The 12,862-nt window shown below is 57.7% G+C and carries 7 protein-coding genes; all 7 read left to right on the forward strand.

Annotation, left to right across the window (positions count from 1 at the left end; all coding sequences use genetic code 11):
- Positions 1 to 200: 200 nt before the first annotated feature.
- The 7 genes from NYE74_RS05700 to NYE74_RS05730 all read left to right on the forward strand — a co-directional run bounded on the left by NYE74_RS05700 (position 201) and on the right by NYE74_RS05730 (position 12,858).
- Positions 201 to 1,133 carry an ABC transporter permease gene (locus NYE74_RS05700; protein ID WP_316560548.1) on the forward strand — a complete coding sequence of 311 codons (933 nt, stop codon included), beginning with the start codon at positions 201 to 203 and terminating at the stop codon, positions 1,131 to 1,133.
- A gap of 15 nt (positions 1,134 to 1,148) precedes the next feature.
- Entirely contained in the window at positions 1,149 to 2,030 is an 882-nt protein-coding gene (locus NYE74_RS05705; RefSeq protein ID WP_316560540.1) for a carbohydrate ABC transporter permease, read from the forward strand.
- Positions 2,031 to 2,169: 139 nt separating this feature from the next.
- Positions 2,170 to 3,753, forward strand: coding sequence for an extracellular solute-binding protein (locus tag NYE74_RS05710; protein WP_341004620.1), 1,584 nt, complete (start codon positions 2,170 to 2,172; stop codon positions 3,751 to 3,753).
- A 184-nt stretch (positions 3,754 to 3,937) separates the two neighbouring features.
- The gene (locus NYE74_RS05715; protein WP_341004621.1) at positions 3,938 to 6,235 is read left to right on the forward strand and encodes a helix-turn-helix domain-containing protein; all 2,298 of its coding nucleotides are present in this window, start codon (positions 3,938 to 3,940) and stop codon (positions 6,233 to 6,235) included.
- Positions 6,236 to 6,845: 610 nt separating this feature from the next.
- Positions 6,846 to 9,881 (forward strand): exo-rhamnogalacturonan lyase family protein, encoded by a 3,036-nt coding sequence (locus NYE74_RS05720; RefSeq protein WP_341004622.1) that lies wholly within the window; start codon positions 6,846 to 6,848, stop codon positions 9,879 to 9,881.
- 36 nt (positions 9,882 to 9,917) lie between these two features.
- A complete protein-coding gene (locus NYE74_RS05725) occupies positions 9,918 to 10,721 on the forward strand; it encodes a polysaccharide deacetylase family protein (RefSeq protein WP_213509788.1) in 804 nt (267 codons plus the stop codon).
- Between the two features lie 871 nt (positions 10,722 to 11,592).
- A complete protein-coding gene (locus NYE74_RS05730; RefSeq protein ID WP_341005300.1) occupies positions 11,593 to 12,858 on the forward strand; it encodes a hypothetical protein in 1,266 nt (421 codons plus the stop codon).
- Positions 12,859 to 12,862: the final 4 nt, after the last annotated feature.

The raw sequence follows: 12,862 nt of genomic DNA on the forward strand, positions 1-12,862 counted from the left end.
AACGGGACCTCCTCGAGGCGGCGGGCAATTTCAAGAAAGTCCAATTGCCGGAAAGAAAGGACCGCTTCATAATGAGACTACATCGGTCGCAAGCCGGCTTCGCCGCCCGCAGCCAAATGGCGGCAAAGCCGGCTTGACGATTCGGCAGAACGTCTTGGGAGGTGAACGGGGTGAAGCAAACGGCTGCGGCAAGCATCCGAATGAATCAACCGCCTTTACAAAGCAAACGGGAAACGAGATGGAGACGCCTCAGGCGCGACAAGTGGCTGTATCTGCTGCTGACGCCCGGGGTCCTGTATTTTATCATTTTCAAATATGTGCCGATGTGGGGCGTGCTGCTGGCTTTCAAAAACTATCAGCCGTTCCTCGGATTCTGGAAAAGCGAATGGGTCGGCTTCGAGCACTTCAGAGTTTTTTTCCAGAACCCCGACTTTTTTATGCTGCTGCACAACACGCTGGTGCTGTCGCTTTACAACCTGATCTTTTTCTTCCCGGCACCGATCATTTTGGCCTTGCTCCTGAATGAAATCCGCCGGTCCTTCTTCAAACGGACGATTCAGACGATGATTTACGTCCCGCATTTTATTTCGATGGTCATTGTGGCCAGTTTGACTTACGTGTTTTTGACGACTGAGGGCGGCATGGTAAACGAATTTTTGTATACGTTTACAGGAGAAAAGATCGATTTCCTGTCCAGCCCGGACTGGTTCCGGCCCCTGATCATTTTGCAGACGATTTGGAAGGAGTGCGGCTGGGGGACGATCATCTTCCTCGCGGCGCTGGCCGGGGTGGACGTGGAGCAGTACGAGGCGGCCATCGTCGACGGGGCGAGCCGCTGGCGGCAGCTGTGGCATATTACGCTGCCGTCGATCCGCAGCACGATCGTCATCCTGCTGATCCTGCGCATGGGGACGATTCTCGATAACGGCTTCGAACAAATTTACCTCATGATGAACGCGCTGAACCGCGAGGTGGCCGAAGTGTTCGACACGTATGTGTACACGCTGGGGATCACCCAGGGGGCGTTCAGCTACAGTACGGCCGTCGGCTTGTTTAAGTCGGTCATCGGCGTCACCCTCGTGCTCGGCACGAACTGGCTGGCCAAAAAATCCGGAGAATCGGGACTTTATTAAAAAGGAGGGACGCTTATGGCCAAACAATACAAAAGCACGGGCGAAAAGGTATTTGACGCGTTCAACTACGTCTTTCTCAGCCTCTTCGGGCTGCTGGCGATCCTGCCGTTCATCTTCGTCATCTCCGGCTCCTTCGCCACCGATGCGGAAATTTCGAAACGCGCCGTGTTTCTTATCCCGCGGACGTTTTCCTTGGATGCGTACAAGTTTATTTTTTCGACGGACACGATCGTCCGCAGCATTGGAGTGTCCATCTATGTCACCTTGGTCGGCACGATCGTCAATCTGTTCTTCACGGTGACGATGGCTTATCCGATGGCCCGGCGCAACCTGATGGGCCGGAATTTGATTCTAAACCTCGTCATTTTCACGATGCTGTTCGGCGGCGGCATGATTCCCACCTACCTGGTCATCCGCGATCTCCAGCTGCTGGACACGCTGAACTCCCTTATCCTGCCCGGAGCGATCAGCGCTTTTAACCTGATTATCGTCAAAAATTTCTTTCAGGAGCTCCCCCCGGAGCTGGAGGACGCCGCCAAAATCGACGGCTGCAACGAACTGGGCTTGCTGTGGCGCATCGTGCTCCCCTTATCCAAGCCGGTGCTGGCTACTTTTACGTTGTTTTACGCCGTCGGCCACTGGAACAACTTTTTCTCGGCGCTGCTGTACATCAACGATCCCGCGAAATGGCCGCTGCAGGTGATGCTGCGCCAGATCGTCATGCTGTCCCAAGCGGCGGGGGACATCAACTCCATGGACCCGACCTTCGTGCAGCCGCCGGAGCAATCGATCAAAATGGCCGTGATCGTCGTCGGCACGATTCCGATCCTGTGCGTGTACCCTTTCCTGCAAAAACACTTCGCCAAAGGGGTGCTGCTCGGTTCGATCAAAGGCTGACCGGCTGCCGCGATCGCATCAACATTCCGCATCATTGAAAAGCCTTTGTGTAAATTCATGGACTTTTCTTGAAAGGTCCGATGATTTTGCAATATATGCCGAACCAGGCTCATACCATTAAAAGGAGGTCAAAACGTATATGACTGTAAAATCGAGTTGGAAGCGCTGGGCCGCCCTGCCGCTGGCATCGCTGATGTTCGCGGCCGCCGGATGCGGCGGGGGGAACGGCGGAGGCGGGGGACCGGAAGCGTCTCCGGCCGCCACCTCAGGCGGGGGAGGGAACGCCTCGTCGGAAGGGCCCCTGAAATTGTCGATCATGCTGCCGATTTTCAAAACAAACTATCCGAAGGACGACGGCCCGGTCGTCGAAGAGGTCGAAAAGCGGACCAACACGCAGATCCATTTCGAGTGGGTGCCGAACGCTTCCTACGCCGACAAGTTCAACATCACCCTCGCTTCCGGCAAGCTGCCGACCATCATTTACGTCGGGGACGTCAAGGGACCAAGCTTTGTGGGCGCGGCCAAGTCCGGAGGGTTTTGGGAGTTGGGGCCTTATCTCAAGGACTTTAAAAACCTGAGCGGGGCGAACCCGGTCATCATGAAAAACTCGTCTATCGAAGGCAAAAACTATGGCCTCTACCGCGGACGGGTGCTCGGGCGCAACGGAATCGCGTTCCGCAAGGATTGGCTCGATAAAGTCGGGCTGCAGACACCGCAAACGATTGACGATTTTTACAATATGCTGAAGGCCTTCAAGGAGCAAGACCCGGACGGGAATGGAAAAGACGACACGTACGGCATGGTTCTGGTCAAATGGACGGGGCAGTGGGCCAGCGGCTTCGACACCATAAAATTGTGGTTCGGCGCGCCGAACAAGTGGGGGGTAAAGGACGGCCAGCTCGTCCCCGAGCACGAATACCCCGAATATCTGGAAGCGCTGAAATTTATGAAAAAGCTGTACGACGAAAAGCTGATCAACTCCGACTTTGCCGTCATGGACAGCGCCAAATGGGTCGACCCGGTGGTCAACAATAAAGCGGGCGTCATCGTCGACGTCGTGGACGTCGGCGCGCGGATTGACGACAAAATCCACGCCGCGCTGGCCAAGGAAGGCAAAGACGAGCCGGAGAAGCATTATATCGACGTGACGGGCGGCGTCACGGGCACGGACGGCCAGCTCCGTACTTTGCCGACCTCCGGGTATTCCGGCATTTTGGCGATCCCGAAATCGTCGGTTAAAACCGAAGCGGAACTGAAGCGGGTGCTCGCTTTTCTGGATCAACTGAACGAACCGGAGATGCAGACGATGCTTAACTTCGGTCTGGAAGGCGCCCACTACAACCTGGTGAATGATTACGTCGAACCGATCAAGGATACGGCGAAGCTGGAATCGGAAGTTGAAGGTTTAAACCAGATGCTCGCGTTTATCCCCGAGGATCGTTCCAAACAGGTGAAGCAGACGCCGCTGCGCGTGAAGCAGGAGGAGGTGCAAAAGGCGAACGAGCAGTACATTGTTTCCAACCCGGCGGAGCCGTTCATTTCCACGGTATATTCGCAAAAGGGCCAGCAGCTCGACAACATCATCAACGATGCCCGCATCAAGTTTATCGTCGGCCAGATCGACGAGGCCGGGTTGAAGTCGGCCTTCGAGCTGTGGAAAAAGTCCGGCGGAGCCGATCTTGTCAAGGAAATGAACGAGCTTTACAGCAAGGAGAACCCGTAAGCGCATCAAGCTCACCGCAAAAAGATCATCGGATGGAGGCGTGGATAGCGGCTGCCCCGAAGGTTCGTGACGAGCCTTTGCGGGCAGCTTCCCGCACTTATATTCCCAAATCATGTAACGTGCATTGCAATTTATTGTGTATGCGTTTACATTTTGGGTATATCTTATTTCGGTTGGTGAGGAAATGAAAATGGGGAAAGGGCGGTATTACCGCAAAAACCTGATCCTGATGCTGGTGGTCTCGGCCATTCCGGGAATCATCACCGGGGCGCTCGTCTACGGCATGATCGGCGGGCGGCTGGAAAACGAGCTGCTGCAGATGCATCACCGGCAAATCGAGCAGCGGGCCCGCAACATCGACGAGCAGCTGGCCAATTTGGAGCTGATGTTGTCCCATTGGGCGTTTGATCCGAAATTCGATTACAGTCTGAACGGACTAGACTTCACCATCGATTTCGAGCGGGCGCGGGATATTACGAAAACGCTGGTCGTCATGCAGGGCTCCAATACGATGATCAAGCAGGTGGAGCTGTATTTAGGAGGGAATGAGCCAATCCTGTTTGACCCCGAATACGGGGAGATCAAGTCCGCGGCGGTGACCGGCTTGTACGACAAGCTGGTCGGGACGCGGCAGAGCACCTATTGGACGGAGTGGGCCTTTGACCCGAGCCGCCCTGGCGAAAAGGAGCTGACGCTGGTGCACCACATCCCCGGCGGCAGCCAGGAACCGTTCGGGGCGCTGCTGATTCGGATGGACACCGGGAAAGTGGCGGATATGCTGAAAACGATGACGCCTTATAACGTGGGGGAGACGTTTTTGGCCCAAACGACCGGCGGGCTGTTCGCTTCGGCCGGCGGAAGCGCGCCGGATTCACCGTTCGTGAAGCGGCTGCGGGCCGAAATCCGCGAGCGGGGAAGCGCCGATAAAGCTTCTTTTGTCTTCGAGTGGGAGGGGAAAACCTATGCCGTCACGTACGGCGCGTTTTCCCGGATCGCCAATGAATGGGTGTATGTCTCCGCTTCGCCGATTTCCAGCATCACGGCGCCGGTGATGTTTGTATCCAAGCTGATTTTTATCGTGAGCTTCAGCGCCTTGGTGTTGGCCGCGCTGCTGTCCTGGCTGGCGTCCAGGCGGATGTACTCGCCGATCGGGCGGCTGTTCAAGACGCTGCTGCCGGAGCATGCGGCGGCGGTGGGCCAGGAGGACGACGAGTTTGCGCTGATCGAGCGGCAGTGGCTGAACTTGCACTGGGAGAGCCACGACCTGCAGCGGAAACTGGCGGAGCAGCTTCCCCATGTGAAGGAGAGCTTTCTTCACCAACTGCTGCACGGTCATTTATACGCCTATTCCGAGCAGGAGCTGCGCGGCCGGATGGAGCGTTTTAAATGGGAGGTGGAGAACCGCCGCTTTGTTTTGCTGTATGTCCAGCTGACGGGCATCACGAGCTTGGGCGGGAAATTCAAAAACGGCGACGAAGGGCTCATATCCTACGCGGCGGCGAACATTATCGGCGAGCTCGCCGCGCAGCGCTTCAGCCAGTGCGATACGATTCATTTTCACAATTTATCGACCGGGATTGTGCTGATGGTACCGAACGAAACGTCCTACATGCCAGAAGTTCAAGCTTATAGCGAAGAGTTGATCCGGACGGTGAACCTGTTCTTGAAGATGCGCGTCACAGTGGCGGTCAGCCGGGCCGTGACCCAGGTTACGGACATTCCGTTCGCGTTTGAGGGGGTACGGCAGGCCGCCAGCTACCGGCCATTTGACGGCGAGAATCAGATCATCGAGATGGAGAAGCTGGACCGCGAAGGGGCCGAGGAGGGAGAGCCGGCCTATTCGTTTACGCTCGAGCGGGAGCTGATTCAGGCGATGCGCACCGGCCAGGAGGAGGACGCGTACCGGCTGCTGGGCGAATTCCTCGCCGCCTTGAGCGCAAGAGGCGCCAAGACGATCGACGTGCAGCAGGGGATGCTGCAGTTGCTCGGCCATATCCAGCACGCCATCATGCAGTCCGGCATTCATCCGAATCGCCTGTTTAAAGGCGTCAATCTGTACGAGGCGCTTTCGCAAATCCGCGAGCCGGAGCTGATCCTGACCTGGTTCCGGGAAAAAGTGCTCGCCCCCTATCTCAAAGAGCTGTCCCTCCGTGCAAACGCGGGGGTCAAGCTGCTGATCGAGCAGGCGATGATTTATTTGCAGCAAAACTACATGAAGGACATTTCGCTCGATAGCTGCGCCGATCACGTCGGCACGAACCCGTTTTTTCTGAGCAAATCGTTTAAGCAGGTGACGGGCCACAATTTCATCGATTATTTGACCGAGCTGCGGATGGAGAAAGCTAAGGAGCTGCTGCGCGACACCGGCCTAAGGATTTGCGATGTGGCCCAGCAGGTTGGGTACCAGCACAGCTATTTCAACCGGATTTTCAAGAAGCTGGAAGGGATGACGCCGACCCGGTACCGCGAGCTTAGCCAGTAAAACGGCACTAGCGTTGCATAAACTTTTGCATAAGACAAGTTGTAGCCCTGATACTTTTCGGATTTCCGCAATTGCTCAGGTTTTCGAAGCGATATTGTCGCCCGCCGAGAATCTAACGGTTTGTAGCAGCGGCTTTTATGCGAAAAAAGGCGCTTTCTACACTGGCGTTGCATAAACGCCTACACAAAATCTCAGTACACCTTGCCCGCTATTCCATTTGAGATCACGCCAAAATCTAACGGTTGTATTAATCGCTATTTTGCCGAAAAAGCCCCTTTCTAAATTTTAACGGTTGTGAGCGCGGTTATCTGCTCTAATCTGAGTCCAGATAGCCGGGTTTTAGCTAAATAAGCGCCATGGCAACCGTTGCTAGAAGTTGAAAGCAGCGTTTTTGGGACAAATAGTGGTTGTGGCAACCGTTAGAATACAACGCTAGTGATAAAGCGGCGGAATTCCAGGGCGCAACAAAGTCCAAAGTGAATAAAAATGTGCAATTCAGCTCACTCCGGCGGGCCGGGGCCAGGGGGAAGCGCGGGCAAAAATGTCTCATTGCCGGCAAACCGGCTTGTGCCTACAATCAGGGCACATACCAGAAAAGGAGATGATTTCCGTGTCTGGAGCTTTGCCTGGAGTTTTGTCTGGAGCGGGGCCGGTCCATTTGCGGTGGCTAAGCGAGCGGGGCGAACCGGAACTGCCTGTCGGCACCACCTGGGGCGTCCCCTGGAAAAAAGGCGCGCTCGCCCGGGAGGAGGTGCCGGGGCTTAGGCTGGGCTGGGTTGGCGGGTCCGACGGGTACGGCGGGCTCGGCCGATCCGCTGAGACTGCCGGGTCTAGCAGGCCAGCCGTGTTTGCCGAGTCAAACGAGTCTGTCGTGTCCGGCGGGTTTGGCGTGTCTGCTGGGTCTACCGGGTCTACCGAGCCCTCCAGGCTTGCCGAGCCTTCCAGGCTTGCCGAGTCTGCGGGTGGAGGATGTGCGGGCAGGTTGGGCAACGCAGGCTGCGCCACGGGCGGCACCGCGGGTAGCATGGTTGGCTTGCCGGTGCCGGGCGTTGCCCCGGGAGCTGTGCTGGTCCGGGCACATGCGGCGTGGGGGGAGATGATTCCGGACGTGATCCCGGACGAAGAGCTTGTACCCCTGCAAAGCTGGCCCACGGCCTTCTGGCCGGACGGAAGCGTGAAATGGACCGCCCATGCGGCGGTGTTCGGAAAGGGCGGAAGCATGAGGGATGCGGCACTGGCGGCGGGAGGCCCCCCTTCGGGCTGTGCCGCCGTGCGGCTGAACCCGAATGGACAGCGCCCTGCCTTAGCGGCAGGCAGCGCGCTGTCTGTCGAAGAGCTGGAGGGTGCAATCCGCGTAGATACGGGAGCTATCACATGCCTGATCGGCACGCGGGGCCAAAAGGTGATCGGCAGCATCATGCGGGGCGGGGCGGAGCTGTGCAGCGGAGGAACACTCGTCTGCCTCCGGGAAGCGGAAAGCGCCGTAAGCGGGGGGCGCGTCCGGCGTGAAGAGCCGTTCGCTGGCCGCATTCACCGGGCCAAGGTGGAGCAGGCCGGTCCGGTCCGCGCGGTGGTGAAGCTGGAGGGGCGGCATGCGGCGGCGTCCGGCGGGAGCAGGGAGTGGCTTCCGTTTACGCTGCGGTTGTATTTTTATGCCAGGCTGGAGTCGATCCGCTTCGTCTATACGTTCCATTATGATGGCAACCCGCATCAGGACTTCATCAAAGGGCTGGGCATTTCCTTTGCCCTGCCGATGCGCGGGCCGCTGTACAACCGGCATGTGCGTTTCGCCGGCGGACGCGGCCTGTTCAGCGAGTCGCCGAAAACGCTGCACACGCGCCGCACGAAGGGGCGTTACCGCGAGCTGTTTGCGGAGCAGACGGCAGGGCGGGCGATCGCGTTTGACCCGGAGCAGGACGCTTATTTCCTCGGCCTGCTGGACGACTCGGCGACCTGGGACGCCTTTAAGCTGGTGCAGGACTCTTCCGAGCACTACCGCATCGCCAAGCGGACCGGGGCAGGCTGCAGCTGGGTGAAGGCGGCGGACGGCCGGCGGGCCGGCGGTTTGGGATATGCCGGGAGCGAGGGTGGCGGACTTGCCGTTGGACTTAAAGACTTTTGGCAAAAGCATCCTTCCGCGATGGAGATCTCCGGCATGGCCGGAGAGGAAGCGAAGTTCACCGTCTGGTTCTGGTCGCCGGATGCGGGGGCCATGGATCTGCGGCATTACGATACGAAAACGCATGTGGAGTCTTCGTATGAGGGCGCCGAGGAGCTGCGGGCCACGCCCTACGGCATCGCCAACACGAGCGAACTGACGGTGTGGTGCACCGGGGGGACGCCGGAGCCTGAAGCGGTCGCCCGCATGGCGCGCGAGGCCGGCGCGCCTTCCCGGCTTGTTTGCGGGCCGGAGTATACTTACGCGGCGGGCGCGTTCGGCATATGGAGCCTGCCCGACCGGAGCACGCCGGCCAAAGCTTATCTCGAGGACCGTCTTGACGGGATCATCGCTTTTTACCGGCGGGAAATCGAGCAGCGGAAATGGTACGGCTTTTGGGATTACGGCGATGTTATGCATAGTTATGACCCGGTCCGGCATGCGTGGAATTACGATCTCGGCGGCTGCGCCTGGCAAAATACCGAACTCGCTCCGAACATGTGGCTGTGGCTTACGTTTCTCCGCACGGGGCGGGAAGACGTGTTCAGGATGGCGGAGGCGATGACCCGGCATACGAGCGAGGTGGACGCGTACCATTTCGGCGAATACGCCGGACTCGGTTCGCGCCACAACGTCGTCCACTGGGGCTGCGGCTGCAAGGAGGCGCGGATCGCGATGGCCGGGCTGCACCGGTATTACTATTATTTGACCGCGGATGAGCGGATCGGGGACATGATGGATGAGGTGAAAGATGCCGATTACTCTACCGTAACGCTGGATCCGATGAGGGCGTATTATCCGAAGGACGAACACCCCACGCATATCCGCGTCGGGCCGGATTGGGCGGCTTTCAGCTCGAACTGGATGACCCGCTGGGAGCGCTATGAGGACGAAGTTTACCGCGACAAGATCATCACGGGGATAGGATGCCTGAAAGCGGCCAACTTTCGGCTCATTTCCGGACCAACCTACGGGTACGACCCGCGGACCGGCGTGCTGACCGGCATGGGCGACGACAATTGGGGACGGCATTTGGCGATTTGCATGGGCGGTCCGCAGGTATGGTTCGAGCTGGCCGGGATGCTGGAGGACCCGGAGTGGGAGGAAATGCTGGCGGAGTTCGGCCTGTTTTACAATTTACCGTCCGAGGAAAAGCTGGTCCGCACCGGCGGGGCGGTCGGCGGCGGCCGCCTGCGGTTTGAGCACCCGGTGCTGAGCGTCGCGATCGCCGCTTACGGGGCGTATTACCACAATGACGCGGCGACAGCGGCGTTGTGCTGGTCGATTTTGCTGGACAATGACTTCGGGCGCGTCGATCTGAGCCGGGAGGAGGTTCCGGCGCTGCATGCGGAAGAAGTGCTGGAAGTGGACTGGATGAATACGAACGAGGCTTCGCAGTGGTCGCTTAATGCGATCATTAGCTTGGAGTTGATCGATCAGTTTTTGCCGGAGCAAATCACGGATGAGTCTGCTAGCGCGGCAACATAACGAACAATGAGCCAGGGGGCGGATGAAAGCATGAGGATGCCGAACATTTATTTTTGCTTTCCGGGAGGGAAGCACAAGGCGCTGACGATGAGCTACGATGACGGGCGAAGGGCGGATGAGAGGCTGGTCGGCATTTTCAACCGCCATGGGATTCGCGGGACGTTTCACCTCAATTCCGGTCTGCTCGGGGATAAGGATCGCCTGACGGCGGAGGATGCGGTGGCGCTGTATCGGGGGCATGAAGTTTCCGCGCACACGGTGTGGCATCCGACGATGGCCCGCTGCCCGATGATGCAGATCGTCGATGAGGTGATGGAGGACCGCCGCAACCTGGAGCGGCTGTTTCGGACGACGGTGCGGGGGATGTCGTACCCGAACGGCTCTTACAGCCGGGAGATCAAGGAGCTGCTGCCGCATCTCGGGATCGAATACGCGCGGACGGTGAAGACGACCCGCGGCGGCTTCGGATTGCCGGAGGATTGGCTGGAATGGGAGGCGACCTGCCACCATAAGGATCGCTTGTTGGAGCATGCCCAAACCTTCATCGGGCTGCACAAAACGCAATATTTGTATTTGATGTATGTGTGGGGGCACAGCTACGAGTTCGATAACGACAACAACTGGGAACTGATCGAGCGATTTTGCGAGACGACCGGCGGACGGGAGGATGTTTGGTACGCGACCAACATCGAAATCGTCGACTATATGAAGGCCTGCAAATGGCTGCGGTTTGCCGCGGGGCGGGAGTTTGTGCAAAATCCTGGGGCGTCCCCGGTTTGGCTTAGCATCGATGGCGGCAGCGTCGAGGTGCCTGGCGGTGGCCTGGTGGAGCTGCGCTGAAAGTTTGTTGAGGTGCTTGGTGGTGGAGGGGTGGAGTTGTGCTGAAAGTTTGAGGCGGGGTGTGTGGCGGGAAATTGGGCTCAACCAGGAAATCGGAACTGGCAACCGGCTGTTGGAACAACGAACCGTCGTCTGGCTGGAATAGCCAACTGCCGGCTGCTTGAACAGCCAATCGTCAGCAGCACAGCTGAACCGTTCAAAATAGCGGCACTTAATGTACTTATTATCCGCAGCCAAGCATGTTCATCCTCATTAGCAGCATTTTTTGTACTTATTTTCCTATGAATGTCCCGGGACACGGGCATTTCCTCGAGACTCTGGAAAATAGCGACATAAATTACCTCTAGTCCACTCAAAATGGGTGATATTGCTGAAATAGGGACACTTTTTATTCTTATATTTTTCGCTGGAGTTTCTCAGACAGCCTGGATGTTATGGATTCTGTCTAATTGTTTTGTCAAGTGCGGTTTTGGGTTTAAGCCGGAATTTGTGATGAGGATTTGTGATGAGGATTTGTGGTGAGAATTTGTGGTGTAAGTTTGCGGTTTAAGTTTGCGGTTTAAGTTTGGGTGTAAGTTTGCAGTGTAAGCTTGCGATGGAAGTGTGTATGGAAGTGTGTATGGAAATGTGTGATTGAGATGTATGATGGAAATTTGTGCAGGAGCGGTTTTTAACGTGGAGCGGAGGTAGAGTGACGATGGGACTGGAACCTGTGAAGCAGAGAGCGATGGATATAGGGAGAGCGGGGACGATGGATAATGCGTCGTGTACACGCTTGGAGGGAGAAAAACGGGGCGAGGGGAAAGCGGCCTGTCCGGAGGCTTGCCGGTTAGCTGAAATCGATATCTCGGCGGCCGGTCCGCGCTGTAAAATGCTGCTGGGCGATTTAAACGGCGACGGCCGGATGGAGCTGCTGCTCGTCCAGCCCGACAATCGCCAGGATGTGCGGTATATCCCCCACCAGGTGCAGTGCCTGACGGCGTTTGACCTGGACGGGAGGCTGCTGTGGCAGCACGGCAAACCCGATCCCGGGGCGGGCAGTCAGGGTTCGGATTATCCGGTCCAAATTTATGATTTGGATGGGGACGGCAAGCTGGAAGTGCTGTGCGTGATGAATGGGCGATTTTATATGCTGGCCGGAGAGGACGGTTCGGTAAAAAAGGTTTGCGATTTGCCGGACCCGGAAGCGCATGACTGTATTGTTATCGCCAATTTAAGCGGCGGGGAGCGGGCTTCCGATATTATTTTGAAAGACCGTTACCGGCGCCTATGGGCGCTGAACCACGATTTTGAGCTGCTGTGGACGCATGAGGGGAACACGGGGCATTACCCTTGGGCTTGCGACTTGAACGGGGATGGATACGATGAGGTGATGGCGGGGTACGATTTGCTGGATCACCAAGGCCATGTGTTGTGGAGCTGCCGGGATTTGGAGGATCACGCGGACTGCATCTGGGTCGGGGACGTGAACGGCGACGGGGCTCCCGAGCTGGTGATCGGCGGCAGCGTGACGGTGATGTACAGCCGGGACGGCAAAGAGCTGTGGCGGTACGATGGCTCGATCGAGTCGCAGCACATCGCGCTTGGCAAGTTCAGAAGCGACCTGCCCGGCCTGCAGGTTGCCGGTTTGGACCGTATGGTCCGGGAGGACGACGGCAAAGGCTTAAAAGGCAAGGACGCCTTGTTTATGCTGGACAGCGAAGGCCGGGAATTATGGAAAGAGGAGCGGCAAACCAGCGGCTGGCTGACGATCGCCGAAACGTTAAGCGGCTGGCATCCGGGGGCACCGGACTATATTTTGGCGTACCGCCGCGGCGGGGGCGTATTCCCGGCCCTTTATGACGGGGAACAGCGGATCGTCGCCCAATTTGGCCATGAGGGGTATGCGGTGCATGGCGATTTGCTGGGGCGGGGTACGGAGCAGGTGATCATTTATGACGATGAACTGGCCGTTTTGTTTGCGAGCGAACCGCTGGAGTTAAGCGGGGCTTTTGCCGCCGGTTTTGAAAGCTTTGATTCCCCCTCGGGGGAAAGCCTTGTTCAAGGCTCACGGCCGCCTGGCCCGCTGCCGCAACCGAAACGGCTTTACAATTCCACCTTGTACCCGGGAGGAGAAGTCGATTGGAGAAAGGGGTGAGGCA

This window comes from Paenibacillus sp. FSL P4-0127 (genome assembly GCF_038007325.1).
GTDB classification, from domain to species: domain Bacteria; phylum Bacillota; class Bacilli; order Paenibacillales; family Paenibacillaceae; genus Fontibacillus; species Fontibacillus macerans.

Coding starts and splice junctions, on each gene's coding strand:
- NYE74_RS05700 (WP_316560548.1), top strand. CDS start 201: ATGAATCAACCGCCTTTACAAAGCAAACGGGAAACGAGATGGAGACGC.
- NYE74_RS05705 (WP_316560540.1), top strand. CDS start 1,149: ATGGCCAAACAATACAAAAGCACGGGCGAAAAGGTATTTGACGCGTTC.
- NYE74_RS05710 (WP_341004620.1), top strand. CDS start 2,170: ATGACTGTAAAATCGAGTTGGAAGCGCTGGGCCGCCCTGCCGCTGGCA.
- NYE74_RS05715 (WP_341004621.1), top strand. CDS start 3,938: ATGAAAATGGGGAAAGGGCGGTATTACCGCAAAAACCTGATCCTGATG.
- NYE74_RS05725 (WP_213509788.1), top strand. CDS start 9,918: ATGCCGAACATTTATTTTTGCTTTCCGGGAGGGAAGCACAAGGCGCTG.
- NYE74_RS05730 (WP_341005300.1), top strand. CDS start 11,593: ATGCTGCTGGGCGATTTAAACGGCGACGGCCGGATGGAGCTGCTGCTC.